17 protein-coding genes and 1 pseudogene are annotated in these 22,224 nt (G+C 53.4%); 14 read left to right on the top strand and 4 right to left on the bottom strand.

What is annotated here, in order from left to right:
* Nucleotides 1–1,065: 1,065 nt before the first annotated feature.
* From CKW13_RS09640 to CKW13_RS09625, 4 genes are read right to left on the bottom strand one after another with little or no spacing between them, the layout of a single operon-like run.
* Nucleotides 1,066–2,919, bottom strand: coding sequence for an ATP-binding protein (locus CKW13_RS09640; RefSeq protein WP_095108357.1), 1,854 nt, complete (start codon nt 2,917–2,919; stop codon nt 1,066–1,068).
* A 1-nt stretch (nt 2,920) separates the two neighbouring features.
* Complete coding sequence (locus tag CKW13_RS09635; protein ID WP_095108356.1) at nt 2,921–3,322, bottom strand: hypothetical protein; 402 nt, start codon at nt 3,320–3,322, stop codon at nt 2,921–2,923.
* Entirely contained in the window at nt 3,319–4,527 is a 1,209-nt protein-coding gene (locus CKW13_RS09630; protein WP_095108355.1) for a hypothetical protein, read from the bottom strand. Before CKW13_RS09630 ends, CKW13_RS09635 begins: the two co-directional genes overlap by 4 nt.
* 15 nt (nt 4,528–4,542) lie before the next feature.
* Nucleotides 4,543–6,471 carry a hypothetical protein gene (locus CKW13_RS09625; RefSeq protein ID WP_095108354.1) on the bottom strand — a complete coding sequence of 643 codons (1,929 nt, stop codon included), beginning with the start codon at nt 6,469–6,471 and terminating at the stop codon, nt 4,543–4,545.
* A 125-nt stretch (nt 6,472–6,596) separates the two neighbouring features.
* Between CKW13_RS09625 and CKW13_RS09620 the strand changes: the two are divergent.
* The 14 genes and pseudogenes from CKW13_RS09620 to CKW13_RS24200 form a co-directional block, all read left to right on the top strand.
* Nucleotides 6,597–6,788: pseudogene (locus CKW13_RS09620) on the top strand (transposase domain-containing protein); the annotation flags it as partial.
* 107 nt (nt 6,789–6,895) lie between these two features.
* The gene (locus tag CKW13_RS24775; protein ID WP_256576557.1) at nt 6,896–7,021 is read left to right on the top strand and encodes a hypothetical protein; all 126 of its coding nucleotides are present in this window, start codon (nt 6,896–6,898) and stop codon (nt 7,019–7,021) included.
* A 48-nt stretch (nt 7,022–7,069) separates the two neighbouring features.
* Nucleotides 7,070–7,903 carry a phospholipase D family protein gene (locus tag CKW13_RS24770; protein WP_256576556.1) on the top strand — a complete coding sequence of 278 codons (834 nt, stop codon included), beginning with the start codon at nt 7,070–7,072 and terminating at the stop codon, nt 7,901–7,903.
* 62 nt (nt 7,904–7,965) lie between these two features.
* Entirely contained in the window at nt 7,966–8,241 is a 276-nt protein-coding gene (locus CKW13_RS24765; protein ID WP_256576555.1) for a hypothetical protein, read from the top strand.
* Between the two features lie 810 nt (nt 8,242–9,051).
* Nucleotides 9,052–11,517 (top strand): hypothetical protein, encoded by a 2,466-nt coding sequence (locus CKW13_RS09610; RefSeq protein ID WP_141233964.1) that lies wholly within the window; start codon nt 9,052–9,054, stop codon nt 11,515–11,517.
* On the top strand, nt 11,504–12,562 hold the full coding sequence (locus tag CKW13_RS09605; RefSeq protein ID WP_095108352.1) for a ComEC/Rec2 family competence protein: 1,059 nt from the start codon (nt 11,504–11,506) through the stop codon (nt 12,560–12,562). The genes CKW13_RS09610 and CKW13_RS09605 overlap by 14 nt, the downstream gene beginning before the upstream one ends.
* 1,240 nt (nt 12,563–13,802) lie before the next feature.
* Nucleotides 13,803–15,278 (top strand): P-loop NTPase fold protein, encoded by a 1,476-nt coding sequence (locus CKW13_RS09590; protein ID WP_256576554.1) that lies wholly within the window; start codon nt 13,803–13,805, stop codon nt 15,276–15,278.
* A 38-nt stretch (nt 15,279–15,316) separates the two neighbouring features.
* Nucleotides 15,317–15,730: a hypothetical protein gene (locus CKW13_RS24760; protein WP_256576553.1), complete on the top strand. Its 414-nt coding sequence runs from the start codon at nt 15,317–15,319 to the stop codon at nt 15,728–15,730.
* The gene (locus CKW13_RS09585) at nt 15,730–16,557 is read left to right on the top strand and encodes a hypothetical protein (protein ID WP_095108349.1); all 828 of its coding nucleotides are present in this window, start codon (nt 15,730–15,732) and stop codon (nt 16,555–16,557) included. Before CKW13_RS24760 ends, CKW13_RS09585 begins: the two co-directional genes overlap by 1 nt.
* A complete protein-coding gene (qatC, locus tag CKW13_RS09580) occupies nt 16,554–17,819 on the top strand; it encodes a Qat anti-phage system QueC-like protein QatC (protein ID WP_095108348.1) in 1,266 nt (421 codons plus the stop codon). Before CKW13_RS09585 ends, qatC begins: the two co-directional genes overlap by 4 nt.
* Nucleotides 17,819–18,559 (top strand): Qat anti-phage system TatD family nuclease QatD, encoded by a 741-nt coding sequence (gene qatD, locus CKW13_RS09575; protein ID WP_095108347.1) that lies wholly within the window; start codon nt 17,819–17,821, stop codon nt 18,557–18,559. Before qatC ends, qatD begins: the two co-directional genes overlap by 1 nt.
* Nucleotides 18,560–18,671: 112 nt before the next feature.
* Nucleotides 18,672–18,857, top strand: a complete 186-nt coding sequence (locus tag CKW13_RS24755; RefSeq protein ID WP_095108346.1) for an AbrB/MazE/SpoVT family DNA-binding domain-containing protein — start codon at nt 18,672–18,674, stop codon at nt 18,855–18,857.
* A gap of 678 nt (nt 18,858–19,535) precedes the next feature.
* Entirely contained in the window at nt 19,536–20,207 is a 672-nt protein-coding gene (locus tag CKW13_RS09565; RefSeq protein WP_095108345.1) for a hypothetical protein, read from the top strand.
* 65 nt (nt 20,208–20,272) lie between these two features.
* Nucleotides 20,273–22,210, top strand: a complete 1,938-nt coding sequence (locus CKW13_RS24200) for a hypothetical protein (protein WP_141233963.1) — start codon at nt 20,273–20,275, stop codon at nt 22,208–22,210.
* Nucleotides 22,211–22,224: the final 14 nt, after the last annotated feature.

Here is a 22,224-nt window from a genome sequence, read left to right as displayed (position 1 = left end):
AGATGAACGGAATGAGTATGGGCAATGGCGCCGCTGGACCATCCTGCACAAGCAGTGGCACGCGCTGACCGGACGAGAAACGACACTGAACCAGCTTCATTGGCGGCCACCTCATTACACGGGTTTGTCGAATCAGCAGCTTACCTAGGTGACCATCAAAAATGAGAATGTCATCTTGTAATATCAGGGACTTAGATAGACCGTGTCATTTGAATCGAGGAACAGAGTGCAACAGAATTGAGAGTTAGGTCGTGGATTTTTTCAGATTTGAGAATCACAAGTACGGGATGATCGTCCTCGTAATATTTGTTTAAAAAACAGAATCTCGTTGTTCGCATCCCGCTGCGTCACGACTTCTCCATGAAAGCCTACAATGTGCCCCTGCACGTTATGGACGGAGGATTAGCGTTAGCCCCTGTATATTAGAGTGAGTAGATTTGTTCGGATTTTTGGAAAGGTGTGTGGCAAAGGTGCGATTCAGGAAATTTCATCAGGAGGGCATGTGGTCTGTCATTTTTTGAGTGGCGTCCGTGATCGTGTTTGGGGCATCTTCTGTTCTGAGCAGGGGCCTGCCAAGAATACGTGGGAGCTTGTCCCGCTTACTCCCGAGTACCTGGCAGAAGAGCATGGGGTACTAGGGGTCGAGTGTTCGAATCACTCCGTCCCGACCATTTAATTCAAGGGGTTGCGAGATTTTATCTCGCGACCCCTTTTTATTTTTAAGTGTTTTTACCCCTACGAAACGACTGGCTTTGGATGGAATCCTCGTCTGCTTCAAAGAAAATGGACGCGAGATTTCTGGATGCCAATTTGCCCCCGCAGTAAGTTCGGCGAAGGGGGTAAGGGGGGACCTTAATGATGGCCGGTCAGCAGTCTCCAGCTTTGACTGTGGGGGGCGCGCTAACCGAGAAGCCCCAATAGCCCCATAAGACGAAATGTCAGCAAATCGGGGCTAGAAGATTTGTGGCTCGAAGCCCATCCATTCAACTCTCAGCCCTATCGATCCACCTGAAAACGCGTGACCAGGTTAGGCTGCCGCTGAGAACGTGGCTTGCGCGGCCTGATTCATCCAACCATAGAAATCACTGGTCTTCCCACAAGCGCTGTTAGTGCCGGCAGCCTTTTGCTGCGGATGTATTCGATGCTTCCCACCAGGTAGACACAGTCTCTGGCCCGTGAGATGGCGACATTCATGCGTCGGTCGTCTGCATAGAACGTGGCGGGCCCGACGGTGCGCACGAACGAGAAGAAGACGATGTCAGCCTGACGCCCTTGGAACGCATCGACGGTATCCACCTCGATCGTCAGGTGCTCGCGGAAATCGAGTTTGCCCAGGACGAGCTTGAGCTGCCTGCACTGTGCGCGGTACGGCGTGATTACGGCTACGCTCAGCCGCTTGCCGTCGCTGAAGTAGGGCTTGGACTCTTCGCTTTGAAGAACGGTGGTGCTGGCATCCATCATCACATCGCCAGAGCCCTCGGTATCACCGCGGGCTGAGGCTTCAGCAATCACAGCAGACTTTGCTTCGCTGATTTGCTCACACATCGTCTTCAGGCGATCAACGATGATCTGAATCTCGCGCTGGTTGATCAGTGTCTTTTCCTCTTGTCCGCGTTCAGGGGGGACGAAGTACCCCTTGGAGTCGTAGGTCAGCCAGGCGAAGTGCTCGAACAGGCCATTACCCTCCGTGCGGCTATGGTCGAGGCCGTTGTTGTAGAAGTGCTTGGAGATGAATTTGCCGATCTCTGGCAGCATCCGGTACTGCTTGAGCAGCGTGCCTTTCATGTGCTCGGGGAAATTCTCGAAGATGCGCTCGATGACGCCGCCTCTGATGAGCTTCTCCTGGGCCTTGTCGAGTGCCGAGAGGGCTGAAGACTCTTCTTTGCAGAAGGTCGGTGGCAACTGCTTGTGGTCACCCACCAGCACGCACTTGCGAGCCACTGCGAGTGCCATGAGCCACTCGGGCAGGGTGGCCTTGGAGCACTCATCGACAATGGCCAGGTCGAACATATCACTGTCCTTGTCGATGAAGTGATCCACCTGGTTGCAGGTTACGCCGATGATTTGATGCCGGTCGGCGAGGTTGCGCACCAACCACCGGGGAAGTTCGATGCTCCCATCGCTGTTCGTGCGTCCGCGATCCAGCTTTTGCCACAAACGCTCTGTGAGCTCCGGCGCTTTCTCCCACGCATCTCTCCATACGGCATCAGCCCGATCAAGCGCTTGGACTTCGATGGAGGCTGGGTTTTCCAGGGTAGAGACCATGAAGCGGGGGTAGCGCATCACCATGGACATATCGGCAACTGAAAGGTGAGTGGTCAGGCGATCAAGGGCGTTGTCGACCGCGACGTGTGTTTCGGAGCTGATGAGGATTCGCGCGTCGGGTTTACTGCGCAGGGTCTGGAGAATGATCTCCACGATTGCGGTGGTTTTGCCTGTACCAGGAGGCCCTTGGAGGAAGAAGATGTCTTCGCAAGCCAGGGCTTTCTGGATTTGGGAGTAGGCATAGGTGTCAGCCAGGTAGCACTCCTGCACCGGTGCCGTTGCGTGGATGGTCATCGAAGCGTGCAGGCCCAGTTCGGCAAGCTCAGCACCTACCTTCGTTTTGCGAGCGGTAGCGCGGGTTTTCTTAGCCGACTTGCTGCCCGACCCATCGTCTTCGGATCCTGCCGCCTCGGTGTAATACTTAGCCAAGGTGTTATTGTGAGCGACGTTACAGTTGGCACCACTGCGAAATCGCAGGACGTACTTGATCTGCCGTTCATACTTTGCGCGGGTGATCGGATCGGCTGTGATCTTGACAAGCTTGACCAGGTACTCCAGCCAGTCGTCGATGTGATCGATGAAGTCGGATGCCGGTGAGACAGGGGAGGGGGATGTGCTCAGGTCACCCTGGTTGAAGTGTTCTTTGGATGTCATCTCAGACCCCCTCAACTTTTGGCTTCAAGAGCGACAATGCACCCGCCGGGTTTCGTACGCCAATGCCCATCAGAATCTTGCTCATCAGTGGGTCGTTTCGTTCCAGCTGCTCGATGCTCAGCGGCAACTCAAGTACCTGGCCAGCCGCGAGTGCCTCGACGATTCGCATGTCATCATCGATGGAGAGCGTGTCCATGTTGAGATGAGCCATCTCTGCTGCGAGCAGTTTGTCCAAACCCAGGACGAGGCGGTTGACCGTAAATTGGGGCAGGACGTTGATCAGCTCATCGTTGGTGGTGTAGCCCAGTCGTACGGCCTCGGATATGGCGATGAAGCACTCCCTGAATTGCCAGGCGCCCCATTGGAAGCTGAGGCTCACGCGCACTGTGCTTGATGTACTCACTGTAGCCTCCTTGCTGGGTGACGTACTGACTTGGTCGCCAGGCCGATCGCCGGCCAGTAGATGTCTGCGTTGTCGCGCGCGAGCAGGGTGAATACCTGCTCGATGGTTTTCGAGGGGTGCAGGTCGTTGATCCAGCCCATGAGTTTCTTGATTTCATCGCGGCGAGATGTGAACACCTGACGAGCTTCGTAGAAGTTGTCCTGGTGTTCGCGAGCGGCTGCAAGCGAATGGAAAATCTCCGAGCGCGCTGCCTTGTCCGCAGCGAGTGTGGAGAACTCTTGATAATCATGAGCCCACTTGATGCGCGTTTGGATAATCGCTTTACGATGTTTGAGATCTGATGTCTTGCGCTTGGCGTCTTCCCAATCGGGCCTCGTATCGATGAGCACCTGATTGATTTCCCTGAGCGTACCGCCATTGGGCATTTGTGAAATCCACAGGTTGGCCAGTGGCGACTCGCTGTCCGAGAACTGGTAGTAGTTTTCAAAAATATCCTGCAGTGCTCTGAATTTGGTACCGCACTGCTCGTAGAGGGTCTTCACGCACTGCCTCACGAGCTGGTGTTGCTCACTGTTTCGTTCCTTCTCTGCCTTGAGCTCTGAGGTGGAAATTCGAAGGTCACTTAGCTGCTTTCGCAGCTTGCTCTGATAGCTTTTGATACGGCTCAGATCGCGCTCATAGTCCTTGGCATCGGACTTGGCATCTCTTGCAAACTGTTTGACTAACTTGGTGATCTCCGGTGTTGTGACGCGAGGCGGACGATTCGCAATTTGTGCTTGCCAGGTGCGGCGTTCCTCGGCGCGCGAAAGCCGGATCATCTCTTGATTGAGCTCATCCAGGTACGAAATCGTGGATCGGATGACCTGGGTTTTGTCTCGCTCAAGGTTCCAGCGCAGCTCGCTGATGTTCTTGCGCAACCATTCCTCGATGCACAGGAACATGGCCTGCGGGAGGTCTTTGAGGTGGTCGATGTAGTCCGTGGTTTTCTCGATGTGATCGTTGAGGAAATCAACGTACTGCTTGAGTTCTTCCTCGCGTAGCTTGGCGAGCTGTTGGATCTGCAATTTGTACGCGTCGGCTTGAGCTCTAACCCGGGCCTGGCTAGCTGCGGCTTCGCGCTCATACTCATCGATCATGCACTGCGTTTTTTGCAGATGTTTATCTAGGCTACGGCTGGTGAAGTAATGGACAAGTTTCTTTAGCATTTTGGGCTCCTTGCACTACGGGCGCACAAAAAAATCGTAGGCCTGATCCCACGACGTCTGCTCAGGCAGCACGTCCATGAGACGGACATCGATCGTGGCCAGCATCGTCCGTGCGATTTTGTCGGTGTCACCACCCTCGAATGCAGTCGCCTCAAGGGATTGCTGCAGCGTTTTGAGCTCCTTGCGATAGGCATCCATGCGCGCCTGTTCGAGTTGCTGTTCGGTGCCGGCAGCCTGGAGCGCCTTGTTCTCGCCGAGAAGGGCGTTCTTGATTGGGGTGAACAGGAGGAACTGAAGCTCCAGGTGAGCGTTCAGGTCTTTGCTCAACATCTGATAGCGCTCACCCGCTTGCCGAGTGATCTCTTGGCGTTGACGCTCGTAGTCCTCCTCAATCTGCAGAATCTTCTGTTGGTAGCTGGCCTTAAGCTGATAGAGGGCTTCTGCCTCTTGGGAGGGTAGGCTGGCGATCTGCTTCTCGATCTGCTTCTGCACGGCCATGAGCTGACCTTTGCGAGCACGGTATTCCGAGAACACCGAGATACTGCCTGAAAACGGCAGCATGTCCTTCCACTCGAACTTGAACTCGGACATCGTTCCGACCAACCCCGCGTACTGCGACAGGTTGATTGAGCCGTTGGTGAGCTGGGACATCGCAGCCTGCATGTCCTCTATCGCCAGTTTTTTACCTTGGCCGACGAAGTGGCCGACATAAGCAGAGACAGCGAAGGAGAACCCAATCGAGAATACGGCGCCCAGCGCAATGGGGCCAAGGGTTCCAAGCGTGGTGCCAAACAGCGCTGTGGTGGCTATCTCGGAGGCCACCCATTGGCCCAGGAAGGTCGCCGTTGCGGTGCCTGCGCTGTACGCCAAGGATCCGCCCACCACCGATACCGTAGCGCTGATCATTGAGCCACCGAACTCCAGGCTGTCGATTTCGCCTCGCGAGAACTTGTAGATGTTCTGACCGAGGCTCACCGCGATGTTGGCAACAGCCGAAGCTACGTTGCCTTTGATCAGGTGGCCGCCTGCGTTCTTGAGTACGGTGTGCGAGGCGCTGTCGATCAGGTTCTGGCCAAGGTGCTGAATGCCAGTGACCAGAACGGCATTGCCGGCCCCCTTGATCGAGCTCAGAACAATGCGCTCGGCTGCCTCATAGCACTGCTCCATCGTAAGGGGATCATCGCTACGCATGATGCCAATTAGCTCGGAAGCTGCGCTTAGGGTGGCCGCACCGATTGCTCCAGCCTTTGCAGCATTCGCGTACTGCATGCGATTGAACTCAGCACGCACGCGATCTTTCTCTGCGTACTCGGGACCTTTGCCTTCTTTGGTGGTCTCTTTGACGAGTTCCTCAGAGCTGCCTTCGCCGCGGCGCTTGAGTGGCTTGCTCTTTATGTCGGGGCGATCGTCCGAATGGATCGAGTCATCCAGAGTCTTTGAGGTCTTCTTGTAGTTCTCGCTTACCTCCGGCCGCTTCTGGGCGTTGTTGGTCGCCTCGTCTTTGGCAACGATTCGGGCGTCAGCGAGCTGCTCCTCCGGGACGATTTTGCCTACGTCCTGATAATCACCGTGGTTGATGGCTTTGGTGCTTTCCTCTGCAGTCTTGTAGAACTTGAGTTGATAGTCCTTAGAGCCATCGGGGGTGTTGATGCGAATGTCGGTGACTGGATCGTTATGTCGCCCTACGTCCAACGTGGCTCGGTGGTTGTTGGCTCCCTTGCCGGCTGCTTCGATGTTGAACGAGCCCGCGTGGTGAGCTTCTGCGATTCGGCCCTGCTGCTTGTCCAGGGCCCAGTTTGCATACTCACCGTCTTTTCTTGTGATCGATTTCTTGAGCATCACCGAGTACTGATCCAATGCATCGGTCAGGAACTGGTTCTGCAGTTCGTTGAAGCCAGCCTGAGCATATAGAACACCCTGTTCGAGGGTCTCTTTCGTTTCCATGTCATCTCATCCTTCAGATAGGGCGCCGAGGTGGCGCCTGACCCTGCATGGAGGCAGTCCAATCCGAACGCATCGGCGGCGATGCGCGTTTCTTGAAAGGATTATTACGAAAGTGATATCGAAAGGCCATTAAGTCTGGCAAAAGGTATGCGCCTACTTCGGATAAGCTTCAGCAGCGGATCATGAGCCTGATCCAGTCAATGCGCATTAATGGGCATGACCCGTATGCTTGTCTAAAGGATGTGCTGACGCGGCTGCAGACGCAGCAAGTAAGTGAGATTGATCAGTTGCTGCCACGTCGGTGGATACCGGACTGACTTGCGCAAGGTGAGTTGGGCGGTCGCTTACCGCTCAATTTGTGATTGAGCGGATATAGCAGCGTCGTGTGCGCATTGTCCGACGCAATACGTTGAAAGGAGTCGACATGAAGCTGATCGCCAATCGAATTAACGGGGTACACCTACGCGACCTATTAACTGGGGCCGAGGTCGAGATAGATGGCGTATTGGCTGCCGTGGCCTATGGCAGTAGTGCATCCGATATTACCTAAGATCTGGTCGGCCGTTGCGTCAATAACAAGCTGCGTCTGGACCTATGGATGCGCTACGACCATACCGTGCCTGTTTCGGTAGAGCTGCTCAAGCGCCTGTTCAAGCATCAGAAAGACAATGTATTTACGCGCTTTGTCCCCGACCGCTTCCACCCCAAGGTTATTTGGTGGAAAGGTTACGGCGCCTATATTGGCTCGGCCAACCATACCGATAATGGGTGGCTTACGAACATTGAAGCGGGAGTTTTCCTGACGGCGGACGAGTTGCTCGCAAATGGCATGGACAATCAGCTGGAAGACCTCTTCGACTACCTGCGTGAACTGGAAGTGACCATCCCTATTTCGGCGGATTACATCGCTGAAATGGAGCGCTTCAACCTCTGGAACAAGGGCATCTACGACGAGTCGCGCAAGAAGCGCAGCCATCCCGAATGGGAAGGTCCGAGCTTTGTCCAAGAGAAGGCCGCCTTTGACCGACGCAAGGACAATTTCAAGCAGGAGTTGTTAGAAACGCTCGGTATTCTGCAGAGCATCCAGCAACAACTGGTTGACTACCGACCCAAATGGGTGAGTGCCGATGTCCCAAGTGCTTGGCATGTCGATCAATTTCTGCATGGTTACTATTACAATCATGTCGGCGACGCCCAGCGCAAGCCATACGAGGACTTCCACGAACACCACCGGCCAACCCGCAGGCTGCACTGGAGGTTGAACTTAGGTGGTGGAAGTCTTTGTCGGAGGCGCCATCGTACGAAGACTACGCGCTTTATGAGAGTGCACCGGCGGTGCGTGAGTTGCTGGCGCAGGACAAGGTGCTCGAACTATCTAGTGAGGAATTCACCGTCCTGTGCCGCAACACCCACGCCACCATGGAGCACATAATAAAAGTGCCAACCGCCGAGCTTGGCTTTCCTGAGCTGAAGACGCTGGATAGGGAGTAACATGTGCGGCCCTTTGCCGAACTCATTCTGCGTCAGCGCATCCGAAAGGGATGGGATGTTCGCAAGCTACTCCACCATGTGCTCTACGAAGGGCAAGATAATGAAATCTGGTTGCGCCTGTACCATGCTGGGCGCGACTGGGAGTACAGCATCCCACGCTACGGCCTGAACTCACTAGCCGAGGTGATCGGCTGGGCTCGACCGGAAGTGGTCCCACCGCGCAACGGTCGCACCAGCAAGGCGTTGAGAGCACTGGGCTACGATGTGAAGGTTTATTGAGCTCCACAGCATTGATGTCAGGCGACTAGTGCCTGCCAATGGGTTGGCGATGCACAGTTGCGAGGGGTGGGATGATTCGATGCTAAATCACGCGCTCCTCACGAGTGGACGGCATTTTTAGCTTGAAAAAATCTTCATATGCCTCCAGTTTTGCCCCGCTTGAGCGCCCTACACGAGGGATCGCAAATGGCGATTTCTGAAAATGCCGAGGTGGTGCAAGGTGGACATCCACGCCAGGATGGTCGGAAGTGGGGCTGCTTCTGTCACCGTACCAAGTCGTACGCGGTATCGTCAGCTACAGCGCGTCACGCAGGGCATCCATCAAAGGCACCTTCGATCATTTACCGTTTGCATTTGAGTGGCATTTTGCCATGGATGCGCGCTATCTTTAGAGGCCATAGGCGGGTCGTAACTCTCTCGTTACAGATGCAAAAAAAGCTAAAGCGAGGTGCTGTATTGGGCTCGTCCTCTTCCGTATACCAGCCATAGACTCAAGGCTAGAGTGGCCGGTCAGCCGCTCTCCTGGTTCTCTTTGACTGCACTGTCCACTCGATTTAGAAACGTCTTACGCTGCTCATTCAGGATGAACCCCCAGGTGTTAGGGATTTAAAGATGGAGATGGATCAAAGAGACGTTCAGTGGCTAGGCAATGTAGATGCCAATCTCGGTCCTGCAGCGCGAGCGGCGCTCGGCATCCTTTTGGAAAGGGACGATTGGACTTGGTGGGATACGCCAAGTAAAACGCTGGCCTCTCTCCAAAGAGCTGTACCACGACAGAGTCCAGTCAAGTGGGGCGGGGACTCAAGCGTGATGGATGCTGATCAATGGGTTGACCCTCAGTTGGCCGTCACATTGGGTGAAGCTTTCAACGTGTTGTTGAGGGATCGTGCGCCGAAAATCAAGATAGTGAGATCGGTCTGGGGTTGGCCAGAGGGTGCCGAGGCAATCGGCGTGGCCGTCGCTGAAATGTCGAGCTTGGTTGGGTCCGGGTATGTGTTTCCTGAGTGGGAACGAGATGCCAGGCCGCGCTTTCCGGTTGTACCGAGGTCGCGGGGGGGGCTGATTGTGGTAACGGACCCGGGCCTGTTGCCTTATGCGTATATCGACTACGAACTGGGAGACTTCGAGTGGAGCTCGGATTTCACTGTCGCTGATGTCTTAATCGTTGATTCCATTGAAGCGATTCGCGTAACCAAAGCTGCACGACTAGTGGTTCTCTACGGACAGCGTGTTGGGACCATGGCCGCAGATGTCAGTCGCTTGCGGGATGAACTGTGCGCTCAATGCGTGGTACACATTGATGTAGACAACTTTAGAGTCATAGATTGGCTGCGATCAGTCATTTCATCACTGGTCGAAAAGGGGGCATCTTTCGCCGAGGCGGTCAAAGCTGCGGGAAAAGAAACCGACTTGTTTGCTGTGATTCTTTCGTCCACTCAATCTTTTTTGGCTGGCCGATACTCACTCTTTGGTGGGCCGGACTCGGTGGACCGTAGAATTTCCAATACAGACTACCCAGATGTAATGGAGCAAAGCCTGCCTTATCAGGTTACAGATTTTTTACTGACGGATTCGACGCTAAGCAAGTCAGGTCGTGCAGCCGCCCGCGTGACTTCCGACCCACCGACTCCTCGAGAACTCAGCCTGGACCACGTCGCGCGACCTCCTGTTAGGCGTCCTGCTCCGCCCGTTGAGAGGATCCTGAACGCGCGCACTCGGCAAGGCCGGCAAGAGGTTCGAGAATGGCCGAAGGCAGGTGTCGTAGAGATCGACATCGATATTCGCGTGAGGACGCCGTTGCGGGATTCGGACAGTCGCCCAGCGTTCCCGGATAACCGAGTCGAGTGGAGCGAAGAGAGCAAGCTCCTCCAGGTTCACTTATTTGAGTACGGCCGTGAGCCGGAAAGCCGATTGCTGGAGCTTTCGAGAACCGGAGATTCGACAACCGCAACATTCACTCGCTACATCGAGTCTGGTTCAATCGATCTTCGCTTTCTCATAAGCGACGGTGCTCAGATTCTTCAAACCGCCCGCTACCAGACCGCGCCAGGCAAATCGATCCGTTTTTTCATCGAAAATATTGTCACGCCGGTAGATCGTACGAAAAAGGCTTTTGACGCTGCATTGTTGGTGAACGATAGCCTTGGGAATCAACCGAGCGTTGCCGTGGTTACCGGAGCTGGCGAAGTCGTTTTTTCCCCTCTGTCTGAGAATGACATTGGAATGGCGCGCCAGCATCTATTGGACGCTCTCGAGGCAGCGGTTTCCAACCCCGATGCTGAGTTGGCGTCTTTGATGCTTAAATTGGCAAATCGAGGTGCAATGCTCCAGAGCCACTTACGATCAATCGTTCCGGCTTGGCCCGGTAGTGAAGGGCGTGTCCAACTGGTGATGCAAAGCGACGCTTTCTTCCCGATTGAGTACCTTTACGACGGAAAGATACCCAGGTCACCCCAGGCAGTGCTGTGTACTGAGCGTGCACAATGCTTGAGCAAGGGGCAAGCGATCGCAGGTTGTAGTATTCGAGATGCTGGCAAACAGCTTTGCCCGATGGGGTTTCTAGGTGTCTCGGGTGTGATTGAACGGCATACATGGAAAGCAGGGCTGGTGCCGCGTGTGTGGGGAAGTCCGGAAGGAAAAAAACCAGAGAGGCGTCGAATCGAAGATTTGTCCACGATTGCGTTTGCTGCAAGTGATAAGGCCGACAATTTCGCGGACGCCGATGTCTTACCTCATGAAATCGTGCGGATCGTAGGGATTGAAACGTCAATTGGCGCAAGAAAAATCACCGATTGGGACGATTGGGAAATTCGGCTCGCGCAGGTCGCTCCCTCACTGCTGTTGCTGCTGGTTCACCAGGAAAACGAAGTTTTATACATCGGGGCGGATTCAGGTCTCAACCTAGGCTCTATTGGGGCAGAACATGTCAGGAATGCATCCGTAGTCATCGCCATCGGCTGCTCTTCAGGGCTCGGTGAAATGCCTGGTAGCAGCTTGCCTGCCATCCTACAGAGAGGTGGCGCGGGCGTGGTCGTGGCGGCAATGACAAAAATACTGGGCCGTCATGCCAACCGCGTAGCACGCGATCTGGTGGTGCATTTGAAAGAGGCCGCAAATCAGTCCAACTCGCCCTCTATCGGAGAGATCATCAGCGCAATACGACGTCGATTATTGGCCGACGGGCTCGCCCTGGGATTGGCCGTGATTGCGTTCGGGGACGCCGACATCGTGCTAGGTAAAGAACACACTCAAGGGATTGATCATGTTTCGTGTTAGAGCAATTCAAGTTGAGAACGGCGACTCATTGCTGATCAGCTACGGTCAGGATGAACAGCCTTTCCATATGCTTGTCGATGGGGGCCCGTCTGGATCATCGAAAACCCTACTGTGCGTACTAGAGTACGTGCTGAAGTCTGAGGGCGTGGACGGTCAGCTATGGCTGGAAGCGCTGGTCGTGACCCACTATGATCTCGACCACATCCAAGGTGTGATTGAGTTGCTCAATAACACCCCTCCATGGCTTCAAATCCGTGAGGTGTGGTTCAACGGATATCATCACCTTACGCCTTCGGACCTCTTGGGGCCGCGTGAGGGCGACGCTCTGTCCAAGTTGATTCGCAGTCGTAAGCTTGCGTGGAATGCAGTTTATCGAAAGCAGGAAAATGACAAGGACGGTGGTGCCATTCTTCAGTCTTCACATGCAGTCTCGTTGCGAGGAGGGCTTGATGTAAGAGTGCTGTCGCCGGACCAGGATGGATTGACGGCTCTGGCGAGGCATTGGATCAATCCTGTATTACCTCCACCGGAGCCGGAATCTGCTCCTGGCGACCTGTTAGGGCGCGGTGATACATGGCCTCCGAAGAATTTCTTTTTTAATGGTGGGGCCACTTTTGTGTCTGACACATCGGTACCCAACAGAAGCAGCATTGCATTGCTTCTGACGTTCGATAAGAAACGCGTGCTTCTAGCCGCAGATGCCTTCAGCGATGTCATCAAGAGGGGGCTAGCGATTCACCTGCTGAATCAAGAGCCGATTGACCTGCTGAAGGTTTCGCATCATGGCAGCAAAGGCAATACGGACAAGTCTTTGGTGGACGTCCTTAGGTGCAAAAAGTATCTGATCAGCACGAGCGGGAAAACTCACAATCACCCGGATCATGCTTTGATCGAGCGGTTGGTCGCTCCCCGTAACGAGCCTGAGATCATTTTCAACTATGCGCAGGGCTGGCCTGGGAAATGGCAGAACATACTAACTAACTGGCCTTCGTTCGAGGTCCGGTATCCAGAAGGTGAAAATAAGTTTGTGGATGTTTCGCTCTGAAATTTCAGGGGTACATTAGATCTGTTGGGCAATTGAGCCTATTAGACCGCATGCAGGTGTTGTCGAATTTAAGGCAAAGAGGTGTCTGCGAAACCCGGGGCGATTCAGGGAGATAGAGGAGAGGAGCCACACAGCAGCCTAAGGAGTCGAGCTGCTGGAAGTCGCGTGCATCAGCGCGAGCACGGACGATCCTAAAGACTTCAAGGATACGCAGAGGACGTTTGCAAAGTGGCCAGCCAACTAGCTTAAGCTGGAGTTCATAAGGGCTGCCCCGCATTGCCTCATTCTGATGGAGTCCAGGCTTGCCTGGCGGATATCCATCCATGAGAGCCCGAGTTCATGGTCGCCAATGGTGCTGGCAACTTCGATCAGACCTGGTCGGCCTGCGTGCGCAGTGCGAAGCTGGCCGTCCGACCGCTCCCGGATCAGCCCTTCGTACCTGTAGAACTACTGCAGGAGCTGGGCGCCCTGAGAGGTGTGAACCTGATGGCTCGCGAAAGCAGGGTCTCACGCCTGTGACCGTGCGAGTAAGTGGGCAAAGTGTGGTTTCTTTCCAAAAGTCCGCGCCTCACCGGTCTTCATTGGAAGGACCGGTTGAGGGATCGCGGATCATAAGTTGCGCGGTTCGCGTATGTGGCGAGTTCCAGGCTACAGCACATATTGATTTCGTCGGTGAAAAAGCTCGAAGACAAGGATCGGACTGTGCTGTTACAGCTGGGGTTCAAGGTGCTTAGATCACCTATATATAAGACCCTCTGCGACCCAAGTCTTCCAGGCGAAAGGGGCGCGCGCCAGCTCTCGAATTTCCGCCAATCCTCAAAGGCGGAAATCTGGCCTAAGGAGGAGGGTAGCGATTAAGACCTACAAGTTGCTTTCTGGTCTTCATCCGCTTGATCGGTTTGCGGCTAGACACATAAAACTGAATCGAGGCTCGGATAGAGGTGGGCACCGAGGCTTAAACTGGATATCCAAGCTGTATAAGCTCGTCTCAGAACTGGGTGGCGGGGCGCTAGCCCGGATCTTGGGATGTGGCAGGTTGCTATCAGGCGGCTGGGAAATTTTGATACCATCTTAAAATTGTTAAAAATCTCGAAGTCACACTTGGCGTGTTGCCTGTTTTGTCGCTGGCACTGGAGCGTAGCTAAATACACGGATGCCCAGGTTCTACTGCTCGTACCAGCCAGTGGCGAACCATTGCCGCAAGCGTTCTCCAACACGAAAACTGAAACGGATTTCATCTATGTGGCATGACAACGAAACAACGGTCGACTATCTGAATTTTGGTGTGGTGGCTGATGCTTGCGCCAGTCTTCTGCGACAGAGTCGTGGTGAGCCTATTTCGATAGGTGTGTCAGGTGGTTGGGGCGCCGGCAAGTCCTCTCTGGTTAAGATGATCGCCGCCCGCCTCGAAACTCCGGTGGCTTCAGCGGCTCCGTCACCATCTGCTGCCACAGATGCACAGCCCCAGCCTACCAAACACCGATACGTCGTAATCACTTTCAACCCATGGCTGTACCAGGATTTCGAAAGCGCTCGCAGTGCGTTGCTACAGATCGTCGGCGATGAAGTGCTGAAGCTGGCCAAGGGTGATGAAAAGCTGCTGAAGAAAGCCCTCGACCTCCTGAAACGCATCAACCTGCTGCGGTTGGCGCAGTTTGGGGGTGAGGCTGCGATCACGATTACAACGGGTGTGCCCGTGGGTGCGATCGGGAAGGCGATCGGGAAGGTTTCGGGTCTATGGAGCGCCCTCAGTTCAGACGGCGATGCGGCTGAGGGGGGCGACAAGAAAGAAGGGGAGTCGCTGGATTTTAAGGCTGATGGTCTGTTGAACCCGGCGAAGCCTATGTCGCTGCCCAACGAAATCCATGCCTTTAGATCCGCACTCGAAAAGCTGTTGGAGGAGATTGGCATCACCTTGGTGGTGTTTGTCGACGACTTGGATCGGTGCTTGCCTGAGACGGCAATTTCGACCCTCGAATCCATCAGGCTGCTTTTGTTTCTCAAACGCACGGCTTTCGTGATAGCTGCCGACAACGAATTTATCCACGGTGCCGTGAAGAAGCATTTCGAAGGCACTGGCATTACAAGCGATATCGCCACCAACTACTTTGACAAGCTGATCCAGGTGCCTTTGCATGTGCCTCGCATCGGCGTGAACGAAGCCAAGGCGTATCTGGTGCTTCTGCTGCTGGAACGAGAGGCCCGTGCTGGAACGTTTCCGCCTGAAAAATTCGACCAAGCCAAAGTTGATATACCGCGCAGGTTAGCCAGGAGTTGGCTTGGCGAGACGATCACCTCAGCGTTTCTGCATGACCTGGTGGGGACAGATACAAGACTTCAGCAGTTGATGGATCTGGCAGAGGGTTTGGCGAGCCTGATGTTCAAGTCATCTAGTATCAGCGCGAATCCACGGCTCATGAAGCGTTTTCTAAACACGGTTTTTCTGCGAGAGTCGCTGGCCGCGCCTCAAGGCATCACGCTGGATATCCCATCTTTAGCCAAGTGGCATTTGCTGGAGCGTTACAACGAGGATCTCGCCAAAGCACTCTCTGGTATGGTCAGTTCCGACAATGATGGGGAAATCCGAGAGTTGCTGGACGCCGAAACCATTGCGGCGCAGGGAGGAGATCTACCTACCCCGTTCAGTAATGATTCGTTCGTGATTGAGTGGCTGCAGTTAGCGGAGGTCAGGACTTGCGCCCTCTGTTGCACCTGAGTCGTGACACAGCTACGCGAGATTTTGGGGACGACAACATGACGCCAGCTTCCAGGGAGCTGCGCGATGTACTCAAAGTCGCCACTAGTTCGAACGATCAGCTCACGCAAGCCATCAAGCTGGTCGATGCCAACCAGGTCCAGCTTGCGATGGAAAAGGCGTGGCAAGGTACGGCGTCCAGCCGCACTTGGAAATCGAAGGACGAGCTCATCATGTTGATCGAGCCTTGCAGGGTTTATCCAGCTCTTGGAAAGCGCGCTGCAGCATTGATCAGACTCGCGCCTGCCAAAATGCTCGGCCCGGGATTCATTCCTCTCTTGGGAGCTGAGCAGTGGGCAAACGAAACACTAACGGCGTGGCTGGATGACCCTTCAGTGGGCAAACCGACCAAAAATGCTATTACGGCCGCATTGAAGAACGCCCCTCGACCGGCGCAAAGGAATGGAATCTGATGGGTACCTCTACATCAAGTGGTGGCGGCAAGGCGGGTTCTCCGTTTGACCCCGAATGGTTAGATCAGGGCGATGCTGCTGGTGGCCCCGCGCCGGATGGTGAAGAGGGTGTTCCGCAGGATGCACCTGAAAATGATGTGCCCGGCTTAGAGCCCGCCCAAGATCAGGACATAGCGCCAGATCTCAGGTTTATGCCGGCCCGATCCCAGATGGGCAAATATCTGTCTGGAGGTGGTCGTGACGCGCTTCGCGGCGCTGCCAGCAGCATGATCAATAAGGGTATGGGTGGAGCAGGGCGTGCGAGCAACACCATGCGTGGGGTTGCTCAAGGAGCCGGGCAACTGGGATCGTTTCTCGAAGCGGTCAGGGCCGGCACCGACCCTCAAGTAGTCGACTGGATTCAGAGAGTTCGCGGCCAGAACCTTTCAGCCAGCGATCTTGCCCTGGAGCTCATCAAGGAAGTCATGCCGGACACCGGCAGTGTCGACGATGAGTCATTGAGAAATGCTGCCGCCGATGCGTTAGCGCAGCTGTACGAGCAGGATCCCAACGTCGATATTTTTCAGCTTGATGATCAGCAGATCACAGCAGTCATCGGGTTCACGATCGCCAACGAAGTCTGCAATCGGATGGACCTGCAGCTGGGCCAGACTTATGAAAAGCTCAAGTATTCGCCAGTCGAAATCCAGGCGTTCCGTAATGACATCAAGCAATGGGTTCACGGAGAGGTGCAGCGAATAATGGAAGTTCTAGCGGCGCAGAGAATCGATCCCCAGACCCTTGCGCATAATGTGCTGCAAACCGCGCTAGAGGTATTTGCAGAATGATTAAGGTCATTTGTACCAGCATTGCCCGTCTTCCCGCACAACTCGCCGAAGGGGAGCGCGCCTTTACCTATTTCAAAAGCGCCAGGCGTGAGGGTGTCGGTACCATCGCCAAGAGTTGGCACGGTTCCCTGAAGCGCAAAGGGTTCCGCCCAACCCCTGCGGCTTGGGACTTCGTTCAGTTCTGCTTGGCCGTCTGTGCGACCGATCTTTGCGCGATGCGCAGTACAAGTGCTGATGGCTGGACTCGTACAATTGAGCTGAGTGTGGGGCTTCACGAGCCATTGCGATGGGATCCGTGGAAGGTGGAGCTTGAGCAACTACTGAAGGTGCTGACCGGAGACTATTGGACTCTGATTTTCACGGATGCAGGCCTGCCCCCCCCTCAAGGACGCTTCACCGCCAAGGATCAAGATTGTGTTTCCTTGTTGTCTGGTGGCCTCGACAGCCTTATCGGTGGCATGGATCTCGTGGCCCAAGGCCGCCGGCCTCTGTTTGTTTCTCAGCTGGCTCACGAGGACTCTGAACGCCAACGTCGCTATGCAACCCTGCTTGGTGGTGCTGATGCCCACTATCAGTGGAGTCATGGAATCAGCTTCAAAGGCCCGCGTGAACCGTCGACGCGTGGTCGTTCACTGGCGTTCTATGCCTTCGCCGTGCTGGCCGCGTCTCGACTCGACGCCGCGCGCCCGACAATCTACATCCCAGAAAACGGCTTCATTTGCGTGAACCCTCCGCTGGTTCCTGGGCGGGTATCGAGCTTGAGTACTCGCACGACTCATCCTCTGTTCATCAACAAACTGCAGCAGGTTCTCGATGGTGTTGGTGTCTCGGTGCAGCTGGAATTGCCCTACCGGTTCAAGACCAAAGGGCAGATGATGAATGAGTGCCTTGATCAGCCGCGCCTACAAGCGCTGGCCTCCGACACTACCAGCTGCGGGCGATTCCGTACGTACAATCGAACTCACTGCGGTCGCTGCGTGCCTTGTATGATTCGCAGGGCTGCTTTCGGTGCCTGGACATCGGGGGCTGATGCAACCCGCTACGTCTTCCCAAGTTTGGTCGGGAGCGACAAATCCAGCGGGCCAGATGATCCGATGGCTGTAGCATTGGCGGTACTTGCGGCGCGAGATAGGGGTATCGACAGGTTTTTGGGAGCATCACTAGCATTCGCTCCTATTCCTGAACGACCTCAGTATCGATCTGTGCTCACGAATGGCATCCATGAGCTGGAGGCCCTTTTGACCGGAGACGGATTGCTTTGATGGATTTTCACTGCCATCTCGACCTCTATCCCAATGCACGGGAGGTCTTCGCGCAAGCGGTGGAGAGGAACATGTTCACCTGGCTGGTTACCACCAGCCCCCGGGCATTCTCCGCCACCAGTAAAGTGCTTGGTGGTCATGCAAATGTGCTCATCACACCGGGACTGCATCCGGAGATCGTCCATGAGCGTTACGCTGAGCTCGACACCCTGATTGAGCAGATCAAGTACGCATCTGCTGTCGGTGAGGTGGGGTTGGATGGTTCCAAACGGTTCCAGCACAGCTTCGACGCTCAGCGTACAGTGTTCACTGCTGTGGTCGCGCAATGTGCCAACGTCGGTGGACGCGTGCTGAGCATTCACTCTCGCCAGGCCGTGAGAGAGGTGCTGGCGATTCTCGATGACCACCCTGGTTTTGGCACAGCTGTTCTTCATTGGTTTACAGGGACGGCTGCCGAGCTTAAGTCCGCCTCGGATATGGGATGCTGGTTCAGCATCGGGCCGGCAGCGTTCAACTCGGCATCTGGTAAGGCGCTTGCCAAAAAGCTGCCTCGTGATCGCGTGGTTCCGGAAAGCGACGGGCCATTCGCCCAGTTCGATGGTGCCACGGTCATGCCGTGGAGCTCAGGCCGAACGGCTGAGCTGCTGGCCCAGGCATGGGAATTGCCAGTGAGTGAGGTGGCAATGACTCTCGAATTCAACGCTAGACAGCTGATCGTTCTCATACACGGTGCCGATTAATTCTGTTCGAGCACTTGTGAGGCTTCCCAGCTGGATGCTCAGTGTTTAATTTTTAACGTGCCGTGTTGAGGATATAGCCTAGATTTTCGGTCGAGAGCGGAGCTTGCATCTAATGAATGATTCATTGGCAACGACTGCGATATGCCAGGATCCTGACGATAGCAGTGGGGACATCATCATAGATCTCCCACCGGATGTTCTCGCAGCAATGGGCGTCGGTTCAGGTGACTCATTGAGCATCGAGTTGATTGACGGATCGATAGTGGTAAAGCCAATCCGTGAAATTAACACGCAATAAGGATTACTTCCGAGTACTCGAACAAGCTGTTTGGCGGCGGGTTAAACTGCGATAGGGCTGTATCTTCACAATCGTGACATTCTCGATTAGTACGCTGAAGTAAAACTCGCAGCAAAGTTTCTCAGGACGATTCTTTTAAATATCAAGGGGTTCGAAATATCTCTTGAGGAATCTGAAAAGCATTTGTCCAAACTTAGACTTCAATATTTTTGAAGTAAAGATGCATTAGAGCGTGCCTTTGTACTAATTAATAGTCTCAGCACTCACCTGAACACAATATTAGGTATTGCGTACAGCACTAAGATTGGCGACACACTCACCGCATCGCGATCCACCTGCGATGTGGGGCACGAACCGCCTTCGCTGGGAAAGATCACGAGCGGGACGAAAAATCGATGTGCAGTGATTAGTTTGATAAAACATAAAATACAGTCCGCTTAATAAAAAAACTGGGTAATTCTCAGTGGGCTGCAGACTTAGCCTTCAAGCTAAATCAGATAGTTGGCTTCGCTCGTCCCGGCTTATACGTTATATATGTCTGCCTGTATACACTAGATAAGTTGGCATGTATATGGGAAGGAGGGCTGAATGTCACGGATTTGTGGGCGAACTGACCCGTTGACGGAGCCGTGAACCTATGCGATAGCTTAAGTGTTCACTGGAACTTAGGAACTTGTCATGCCCTCACTCAAAAGCCAAATGCGTGGCAAGCTAGCTTCAGCCCACGGGAAAAGAACTAATACCTCGAACAATCTATGGATTTGCTTTAGCCCAAAGCTTGATCAGGATATTTCTCTTGCCAGCAATAATGAGTTGGTATATTGGCTTTCTATTTTGGAGTCTGATCCCAACATCAGAAGCTTCGAATTTGGTTCTATTGTACAGGTTAGGCTTGGGGATACAGAAAAATATCGATCTCTCGAATTGATCAAGGTTGTATTGAGGGATGGTAAGGAAGAATATCACCATATTTCAAGTGCCGCTGACAAAGAGGCAGCATATGAAGTCGATTGTTTAGACAAAAATGGTGAGCCTGGAAAATTCCTGTACAAGGCCGTAACGGAGGATTTTATAGCTCATCATTCGAAGTATGCTGCGACATTATTCGGCATCTTGCCTTTTGTTGCACAAATTCGCTGCAAAGCATGGAAGTTTGAACAGGACAATATTCTTAATCTCTTGAAGATGATGCGTGAGGGTACCGTCGGAGAATTAATCGAACAGTGCATACAGTATGACACTATGATTGTAATGGGCGTCTTCGCTAAATTCATACTACAAGGAAAAGTAGTGGTTCACGACATAGTGGCCAGAGGCTTAGGGCGCGCTACAAGATGGGCGCTAAAATGAAAGGTAGACGTCCACGTTCAGTGATAATTTCCGGAATAATAGCGACGCAACCGTGGCCTCCTGTTTTGATCGAACTGTTAGCTGCGGACAGTGGCGAACTATTTAAAAAGAGGAAATTTGCAGTTGATCTATATATAAAAGGTGAGGCGCTTGATTCTATCGAGAGCCAGACGGGCGTTCGAAGGTCTGACTTGTCAAGGCTAATTGAACGGTGCATGAAAATTCATTCAGACGGTTTGGTGTATGGTTATCGAGCTTTGATTCCCCACATCAGAACCACGTCTTACACTAGAGTTACAGCTCCGAAAAGCAATAAGCCCTCCGGACGCGGAGGGTATGCCGGCGCTTTCGAAGCCTTGTTGAAAAAATATCCAGAACTACACGAAAAGCTAATTCAAAAAATACTCCCAAGAAAAAATGGATCCAAGATAGTTGAAAGAAATATAAAGCCTGCAGCTTTGCATTCTTTCTTTGTTAAGTATCTTAAGGATAATGGGCACCCAGAAACTGAATGGCCCTTTAATGCCGATTTGCAGGGTTATAGAAGCATCTGTAGCCTTATAAAAAAAGTCGAGGGGAAAAACTATGCCATGTCCGTTGTGCTAAATGGGCGGTCGCGTGCCATGGCACAGCTATCAGTTGGGACTGGAGTTGAATCCATCCTTAAACTCGAAAAGTTCATGGATGTGTTTGAGATAGACACGTACAAGACGGATGCTATATTTGTAGTCGGGATGAGAAACCCTAGCGGTCATCTTACTTATGTCACTCTAAAACGATTGTGCTTTATCGCAATAGTTGAGCGCGCTTCAGGTGCTGTTTGGTGGTGGCGAATAGTTTACAAGCCTGAGGTGAATGCTCAAGATATCATTCAGGTCATCACTGAGGCACTGAGGGCACAGCTACCAAGGCCGAGTACGAATCTATTGTGTTTAACAACCCCAGAAGGTGCTGGATATCCTGGTGAGATATTTCCCCAACTTCACAATGCCTTGCCCGCCAGCATATTCTTCGACAATGCGTTAGCACATCAGTCGGCAGATGTCTCGACGGAGCTACGTAGAATGCTCGGGTCGTCCTTATGTTATGGTGCGCCAGGCAAGTTCGAGATCAGACCGAGTATCGAGCGTTTATTTAGAGATGTTGCGGCTATGATACAGCGTTTGCCTAACTCCACAGGCTCGAAGCCGGGAGAAGGTAAAGAGGCTGCTGATACGGCCATAAAATACCATGTAGAAGCCGATGCTGTTGAAGAGATCATGGACTACTTTTGCGCTAGGTATAACTGCCTTCCAACTGAAGGGAACTATGGTACAAGTCCGTTGAAACAGATCGAACAGATTCTAGCGGCTGACGATCAGTCCTTCATCCCAAGAAGACCTCTTGAGGAGGTTATCCCGCTACTTACGTTCAAAAAAACAACGCAGAAGGTCAAGGTCAGGGCGTACCCAGAAGATGGCGTGCGACCATTCATCGAAATCGAGCGAGTAAGGTATAAAAGTGAGCTTCTGAGTAATTCGATGTGGTTGAAAGGCGAGACCCTGACGGTGCTCATAGATGAAGCTGACATGAGATCTGTTGAGGCTTATCTTCCCGACGGGCAAATACTCGGAGAGCTCAAGGCAACGGCAGGATGGGACAAGATGCGGCATAGCCGGGCTACGCGAAAAGCGGCTATTAAACTAATCAGAGATAGAGTCATTATCCTCGCGCATTCGGACTGTCCCATCACGGCTTATATGAACTATCTTAATGCCAAGGCTCAAGGCTTGAAAAAGTCTAAGGATAAAGTCGCTGTAACTCCAAAATCTAAGCAAGATGCGGCTGCCGCTACCGAATTCAAGAAAGTTTCGATGGAGGCCCAGGCGGATATTGATCAACTGGTTGGAAGTTTAAAGATTGATGGCCGACCGACAACCAAGGTGGATACTCCAGATCCGACTAAAGGCTACAATTCTATTAAGCCACCCCGAACCATTACGCGCAAGAAGTCTCTTGATTAAAGCGGAGAGATACG

Source organism: Pseudomonas sp. Irchel 3E20 (assembly GCF_900187645.1).
In the GTDB taxonomy this organism is placed as follows: domain Bacteria; phylum Pseudomonadota; class Gammaproteobacteria; order Pseudomonadales; family Pseudomonadaceae; genus Aquipseudomonas.
This window is presented reverse-complemented; position numbering and strand designations above follow the sequence as displayed.

What these genes read in the sequence shown, in the direction of transcription:
- CKW13_RS09640 (WP_095108357.1), bottom strand. Translation starts at nt 2,919, where the DNA reads ATGACATCCAAAGAACACTTCAACCAGGGTGACCTGAGCACATCCCCC.
- CKW13_RS09630 (WP_095108355.1), bottom strand. Translation starts at nt 4,527, where the DNA reads ATGCTAAAGAAACTTGTCCATTACTTCACCAGCCGTAGCCTAGATAAA.
- CKW13_RS09625 (WP_095108354.1), bottom strand. Translation starts at nt 6,471, where the DNA reads ATGGAAACGAAAGAGACCCTCGAACAGGGTGTTCTATATGCTCAGGCT.
- CKW13_RS24775 (WP_256576557.1), top strand. Translation starts at nt 6,896, where the DNA reads ATGAAGCTGATCGCCAATCGAATTAACGGGGTACACCTACGCGACCTA.
- CKW13_RS24770 (WP_256576556.1), top strand. Translation starts at nt 7,070, where the DNA reads ATGCGCTACGACCATACCGTGCCTGTTTCGGTAGAGCTGCTCAAGCGC.
- CKW13_RS09610 (WP_141233964.1), top strand. Translation starts at nt 9,052, where the DNA reads ATGGATGCTGATCAATGGGTTGACCCTCAGTTGGCCGTCACATTGGGT.
- CKW13_RS09605 (WP_095108352.1), top strand. Translation starts at nt 11,504, where the DNA reads ATGTTTCGTGTTAGAGCAATTCAAGTTGAGAACGGCGACTCATTGCTG.
- CKW13_RS09590 (WP_256576554.1), top strand. Translation starts at nt 13,803, where the DNA reads ATGTGGCATGACAACGAAACAACGGTCGACTATCTGAATTTTGGTGTG.
- CKW13_RS24760 (WP_256576553.1), top strand. Translation starts at nt 15,317, where the DNA reads ATGACGCCAGCTTCCAGGGAGCTGCGCGATGTACTCAAAGTCGCCACT.
- CKW13_RS09585 (WP_095108349.1), top strand. Translation starts at nt 15,730, where the DNA reads ATGGGTACCTCTACATCAAGTGGTGGCGGCAAGGCGGGTTCTCCGTTT.
- qatC (WP_095108348.1), top strand. Translation starts at nt 16,554, where the DNA reads ATGATTAAGGTCATTTGTACCAGCATTGCCCGTCTTCCCGCACAACTC.
- qatD (WP_095108347.1), top strand. Translation starts at nt 17,819, where the DNA reads ATGGATTTTCACTGCCATCTCGACCTCTATCCCAATGCACGGGAGGTC.
- CKW13_RS24755 (WP_095108346.1), top strand. Translation starts at nt 18,672, where the DNA reads ATGAATGATTCATTGGCAACGACTGCGATATGCCAGGATCCTGACGAT.
- CKW13_RS09565 (WP_095108345.1), top strand. Translation starts at nt 19,536, where the DNA reads ATGCCCTCACTCAAAAGCCAAATGCGTGGCAAGCTAGCTTCAGCCCAC.